A 5,949-nucleotide genomic window follows, 5' to 3' on the forward strand; every position below is an offset into this window, starting at 1 on the left:
CCGGGAGCCACTAGTCCTCTAGTAAAGTTGATAAAATAGCTATATTTTTCAAGCCCAGCAACGGTTTCAGTAGAAGGTCCGTCTCCTTTGGCAAATCCTAGCTTAGGTGCAATATGTTCTTTAAAATAAATCAATGACCAGAGCACATCGCTCATCGGCCAATCCGTTCCAATCCCGACATGATCCACGCCTACAAGCCGAATCACATATTCGATATGATCCAGCACATGATCAATGGTCGTATGGTTAGGATCTTCATGAACAAACCACGGCATAGCAAAAATACCGATGACTCCACCCGTCGTAGCGATCGCGATGATTTCCTCATCACTTTTGCAGCGCATATGCGGATAGATGGCCTCAACACCCGTGTGTGAAGCAATGACCGGAGTCTTAGAGTACTGGCAGGCATCGAGTGTTGTTTGTTTTCCGCAATGTCCCGTATCTACAATGATCCCGAGCTTGTTGAGGCGCTCAATGAATCTTTTTCCATAATTCGTAATTCCAGCGTTCGACTGTTCTGCACAGCCTGCACCGACCTGATTCTGATTGTTATAGGTTAATTGTAAAATTCTTAAGCCAAAATTATGTAACACATCTAATAGGTCCAGATTGGTACCTAGGCCATCCGTTTCTTGCGCCGTGATAATACCCGCCTTATGGCCATTACGCTTGGCTGCACGTATGTCCTCTGCGGTTAAAGCTTTCACTAACCAATCTGCGGAGTCGATCTGAAGCTGAACTTCAGCCATGCTATTGATCATGCTTTCTAAGGACTCTAAATGAAGCTCCCGGTTACCTGCTGTAATTCCCGATTTATACCATTCACTTTTATACTCAGGAATCTCACCGCTGGCCGACAGCTTTGTGATCATTTTTGCTGGCATGCTGCTGTATATCATCGGCTCATCTTTATAGGGCTCACACAGCTCTTTTATTTTTTCAGACACAGACTCTGGAATTGCGTTTGGAGATAAGGGACCTTGAAATAGCAAATCAATATTAATGTTCTGCTCGTGCAAACGTACTGCCCGTTCTTCTTCCTGCTCCGTCAACTTGAAATCATACAAACCTTCATATGTACTCATCGTGTGGTCGCTCCTTAGAATGCAATTTCAATGCCTTTTTGTAATTTAACAGCTTCATTATAAATGAAGTTAGCCGCTGCTAAATCTTCTATCGCAAGTCCTAGTCCTTTAAAAAGAGTGATCTCATCAGCTGTAGCTCTGCCCTCAATATACCCGCTGATCAGTTCACCGATTTCACCGATGATATGACCTGAATTAATCACGCCTTCCTTCAGCGGAATTAAATAATCCCCTGATTCATGATGTGCGGATTCCAATCGGTCAACATATAACTTAGCTAACCGAACGGTCTCCGAATCCAGCTCGCGATCCGCAGATCTGCACGCTCCAATAGCGTTGATATGTGCTCCGAGCTTCAGCCATTCTCCTTTGAGCACAGGTTCTGTGGATGCTGTTACGGTACAAATAATATCTGCAGGTCTCACTGCCTCTTGAGCAGACTCCGCCACAATTATATCCACACCATATTTAGGGCTCATTTCTGCTTGAAAATCTCTTGCCTTTGCAGGTGTTCTATTCCAAACTCTGACCTCACGAATCGATCGAACCAGTAACATCGCTTCCAGATGGCTTTTGGCTTGTTCACCCGTGCCCAGAATGGCAAGCACCTCTGCATCTTCTCTGGCCAGATAACGAGTGGCTACTGCGCTAACAGCCGCTGTGCGAATTGCAGTAATCTTCTGTCCATCTACTACAGCTTTCAGAACACCGGTAGAAGAATCGAATAACGTAACAAGCCCTTGATGGGAAGGTAAACCTGAGCCATGATTACTTGGAAACACACTGATGATCTTGGCGCCTGCTACTTCTTCGCTCTGCAAAAAGCCCGGCATTAAGCCAATCAGATTGCCTTGGTGCAGCGGGAGTACTTGTCTTAAGCTTTGTATGGCTTGTCCTGCGGACAAATCCTTCAAAACGGATTCCATCACAGTGATGCAAGACTCCATTGCTAATAACTCAGCCACTTCATTTTGATTAATAACTAGCATAAGACAAACCTCCATTACTTCATTGTGGCAAGAAAACAAATATGGGAACACGAAATTATTCTTTATATCATAACTTATACGCTTTAAATATTCATGTATAAAGCTGGAATTCAGGAATTTGTTTAACCACTAGCTATTCGCTATACTTAATATAGTTCATATTCTATTTTAAGGAGCTGACGATTGATTATGTCTAGTAAAATAACTTTAGGTAGAACAAATTTGCAGGTACTCCCTCTTGGGCTGGGTGCCAATGCTGTTGGCGGGCATAATTTATTTCCCGGCTTAAATGATGAGACTGGTAAAGACATTGTTCGCAATGCTCTTGACCATGGGATCAATTTCATTGATACCGCCTTTATCTATGGTCCAGGTAGATCCGAGGAACTGATTGGAGAAGTGCTGAGAGAAAGAGGCGGTCGTGACAATGTGGTCATTGCTACTAAGGGCGCTCATAAGATTACTGGCGATAAGGTTACGATCGACAACTCTCCAGCTTTTCTAAGACAGTCTGTGGAAGACAGCTTGAAACGCCTCCAGACCGATTATATCGATCTTTACTATATTCATTTCCCTGATGAAAGCACTCCTAAGGATGATGCTGTCGGCGAGCTTAAGAAACTGAAGGATGAAGGAAAAATCAGAGCGATTGGTGTCTCCAACTTCTCCATTGAACAGCTGAGAGAAGCCAACAAGGACGGCCATGTAGATGTACTCCAATCCCATTACAACCTGCTGCACCGTGATGCGGAAAAAGACCTGCTCCCTTACACGCAGGAGCATGGCATTTCTTTCGTTCCTTACTTCCCACTGGCGTCAGGACTTCTTGGCGGCAAGTATAAGCAAGGCGATACGTTCAGCGACAATAGAAAGAACAATCCAATGTTTCAAGGAACGACCTTTGCCAAAAACCTGGAGAAAGTAGACAAGGTTCGCCAAATTGCCGATGCCAAAGGTGTTGAAGTCGCACATGTAGTGCTAGCCTGGTATTTAACTGTACCTTCCATCGACGCACTTATTCCCGGAGCTAAACGTCCGGAACAGATCGTATCGAATCTCCAGACTCTGAAAGTTCAGCTGACACCAGAAGAGATCAAAGCGATTGATTCAATCTTTAAGGCGTAATAGCCTTTTATGTAAGTAAAATAAAGGGGGTTGTCCTAGAAGTCATGAAATGGCTACTGGGGCAGCCCCTTTTCTAAGGATTAGCGCTACTGGAGTCCGAAAGCCTTAATAAATGATCAAGACTCGATAGCGCAGCTAGCCAACAAACAAAAATACAGGGCAGCGTATTCTTACCGAATATCCTAAATTCTTTGTATTAGTAAATATTGTTTGCTATACTTTCTCTGTGTATCAGTAGACTTTAATTTTTATACAAAGGGGAATTCCTTGATGATTATTCAACCTAAAACACGCGGATTTATATGCACAACAGCCCATCCAGAGGGATGCGCCAAACAAATAGAACAACAAATTGAATATGTAAAAGCACAAAAGAAAATTGAGGGACCTGCGAATGTACTCGTCATCGGTGCCTCTACCGGATACGGACTAGCTTCCAGAATTTCAGCTGCATTTGGTGCTGGCGCCAATACCATTGGTGTGTTCTTCGATAAAGCAGCGGAAGGTCAGCGCACCGCTTCTGCAGGCTGGTACAACTCCGCTGCCTTTGAACAACAAGCAGCAAAGCTTGGACTTAAATCACACAGCATAGTTGGCGATGCTTTCTCTGATGCTATTAAAGAGAAGACCATTGCATTGATTAAAGCTGAATATGGCACCATCGATTTAGTTATTTATAGTGTCGCTTCACCTCGTCGTACCCACCCGGTAACAGGGGAAACCTTCTCCTCCGTTATTAAACCAGTGGGAACAGCTTATTCGAATAAAACCTTAAACTTCCATACAGGCGAAGTATCCATGACCACCATTGAGCCTGCTAATGAAGAAGAAGTACGTCAGACAATCGCTGTAATGGGCGGCGAAGACTGGAGAATGTGGATCGATCAGCTTCAAGCAGCTGATGTCCTTGCAGATGGTGCTACTACCGTTGCTTACTCCTACATCGGGCCTGAAATCACTCATCCTATCTATCGGGACGGAACAATCGGCCAAGCCAAGCACGATCTGGAACAAACTGCGATTCAAATGAATGACCTTCTTTCATCAAAAGGCGGACGTGCCTTTGTGTCCGTTAATAAGGCGCTCGTAACTCAGTCCAGCTCAGCGATTCCTGTAGTGCCCCTTTATATCTCAGCCCTTTACGAAGTGATGAAGGAAAAAGACCTGCACGAGAACTGTATTGAACAAATGTATCGCTTGTTCTCTGAGCACCTATACGGCGAAGGCAAGGCTACTGCTGACGGAAGCTGCTTGATCCGCATTGACGACTGGGAAATGCGTGAGGACGTTCAGACAGAGGTTATGAAACGTTGGGACGAGCTGACAACTGATAATGCAGGTGAGCTAGCAGATCTTGAAGGCTACCGCCAAGATTTCTTCAATCTGTTTGGCTTTAGAACAGATGGCGTAGACTACGAAGCAGATATTGATCCTAATGTCGACATTCCGAATATGTACTAGAATGATTCTGAGCACATCCATATAATAATTATGGATGTATAAAAAAAGAGGTTGTCTGCAAAAGTAGTGAATTCTACTGAGTTGGCAGCCTCTTTTTTTTTGCACTTTGCTTGCAGCCTACCTATACGTCGTAGGGCATATTGGCTTAGCCTCCCACTTTGTGATATGGTTTGATAGAATACTGCAAGTTCTAACTTACATTCTAAGGAGTGAATCCCTCATGGTTAAAAAAATTAGTGTAGCGAATGGTGCACTTGACGTGTCCCAAATTTCGCTTGGCTGTATGCGGATTGCGGACTTGTCTGCAAAAGAGGCTGATACACATGTACATAGTGCGTTGGAGCTCGGAATAGACTTCTTTGATCATGCCGACATCTACGCAGGTGGTAAGGCCGAAGAAGTATTCGCAGGTGTACTAGAGAACAATCCTGGTATGCGTGATAAAATGATGATCCAAACCAAATGTGGAATCCGCGACGGTTTTTTTGATTTCTCCAAAGAGCATATCCTACAATCCGTTGAAGGCAGTCTTAAGCGCTTAAAGACCGATTATATCGATGTGCTTCTGCTTCACCGTCCTGACACGCTGTTCGAGCCGGAAGAAGTGGCTGAGGCTTTTGACATTCTGGAGAGCAAGGGTTTGGTCAAGCATTTTGGTGTCAGCAACCAAAACCCACTGCAAATCGAACTGCTCAAGAAAAATGTAAAGCAACCGTTGCTATTCAACCAGCTCCAATTAAGCATTATGTTCACGGGTATGATTGATACCGGTTTTAATGTGAATATGACCAACTCCGGTTCGGTTGTCCATGATGGCGGGATCTTGGAGTACAGCCGTCTACACGACATGACCATTCAGCCATGGTCGCCTTTCCAATATGGCTTTTTTGAAGGTGTATTCCTGGACAACGACAAGTTCCCTGAATTGAACGAGGTCATTAACCGTTTGGCAGCTGAAAAAGAGGTTACCAATACTGCTATTGCCATTGCCTGGATTCTCAGACATCCGGCAAATATGCAGCCTGTTGTAGGTACAACCAATACGCAGCGATTGCGGGATATTGCCAAAGCATCCGATATTACACTCACCAGACCCGAATGGTATGAAATTTACCGCGCTGCGGGTAATATCCTTCCATAAATATTAAAAGCCACGAAGTACGCTAATATCGCACTTCGTGGCTTTTTTTGTGACTATGATTGAAACCGTATAACTCTTATAAAAAAAAGAAACGGCATCTCTGCCGTTTCTTTAAAGGATGGACTCTCAGGGGCTCGAACCCTGG

Annotated in this window: 5 protein-coding genes; 3 read left to right on the plus strand and 2 right to left on the minus strand. The window is 44.3% G+C overall.

Annotated elements, in window-relative coordinates:
* Both CA598_RS30810 and CA598_RS30815 read right to left on the minus strand, forming a co-directional pair.
* On the minus strand, positions 1–1,088 hold a 1,088-nt coding region (locus tag CA598_RS30810), incomplete at its 3' end, for a dipeptidase (protein ID WP_179283811.1).
* Positions 1,089–1,102: 14 nt separating this feature from the next.
* On the minus strand, positions 1,103–2,077 hold the full coding sequence (locus CA598_RS30815) for an ornithine cyclodeaminase family protein (protein WP_218832638.1): 975 nt from the start codon (positions 2,075–2,077) through the stop codon (positions 1,103–1,105).
* Between the two features lie 189 nt (positions 2,078–2,266).
* Between CA598_RS30815 and CA598_RS30820 the strand changes: the two genes are divergently transcribed.
* The 3 genes from CA598_RS30820 to CA598_RS30830 all read left to right on the plus strand — a co-directional run bounded on the left by CA598_RS30820 (position 2,267) and on the right by CA598_RS30830 (position 5,804).
* Complete coding sequence (locus tag CA598_RS30820; RefSeq protein ID WP_094878969.1) at positions 2,267–3,202, plus strand: aldo/keto reductase; 936 nt, start codon at positions 2,267–2,269, stop codon at positions 3,200–3,202.
* Between the two features lie 270 nt (positions 3,203–3,472).
* Positions 3,473–4,663, plus strand: coding sequence for an enoyl-ACP reductase FabV (gene fabV, locus CA598_RS30825; protein WP_094874226.1), 1,191 nt, complete (start codon positions 3,473–3,475; stop codon positions 4,661–4,663).
* Between the two features lie 220 nt (positions 4,664–4,883).
* Entirely contained in the window at positions 4,884–5,804 is a 921-nt protein-coding gene (locus tag CA598_RS30830; protein WP_094874225.1) for an aldo/keto reductase, read from the plus strand.
* The last annotated feature ends 145 nt before the right edge of the window (positions 5,805–5,949 follow it).

The organism is Paenibacillus sp. VTT E-133291 (assembly GCF_002264395.1).
Lineage (GTDB): Bacteria > Bacillota > Bacilli > Paenibacillales > Paenibacillaceae > Paenibacillus_AQ > Paenibacillus_AQ nitricinens.

Excerpts from the sequence above, each read along its gene's own strand:
- CA598_RS30830 (WP_094874225.1), top strand. The coding sequence starts at position 4,884 with ATGGTTAAAAAAATTAGTGTAGCGAATGGTGCACTTGACGTGTCCCAA.
- CA598_RS30815 (WP_218832638.1), bottom strand. The coding sequence starts at position 2,077 with ATGCTAGTTATTAATCAAAATGAAGTGGCTGAGTTATTAGCAATGGAG.
- CA598_RS30820 (WP_094878969.1), top strand. The coding sequence starts at position 2,267 with ATGTCTAGTAAAATAACTTTAGGTAGAACAAATTTGCAGGTACTCCCT.
- fabV (WP_094874226.1), top strand. The coding sequence starts at position 3,473 with ATGATTATTCAACCTAAAACACGCGGATTTATATGCACAACAGCCCAT.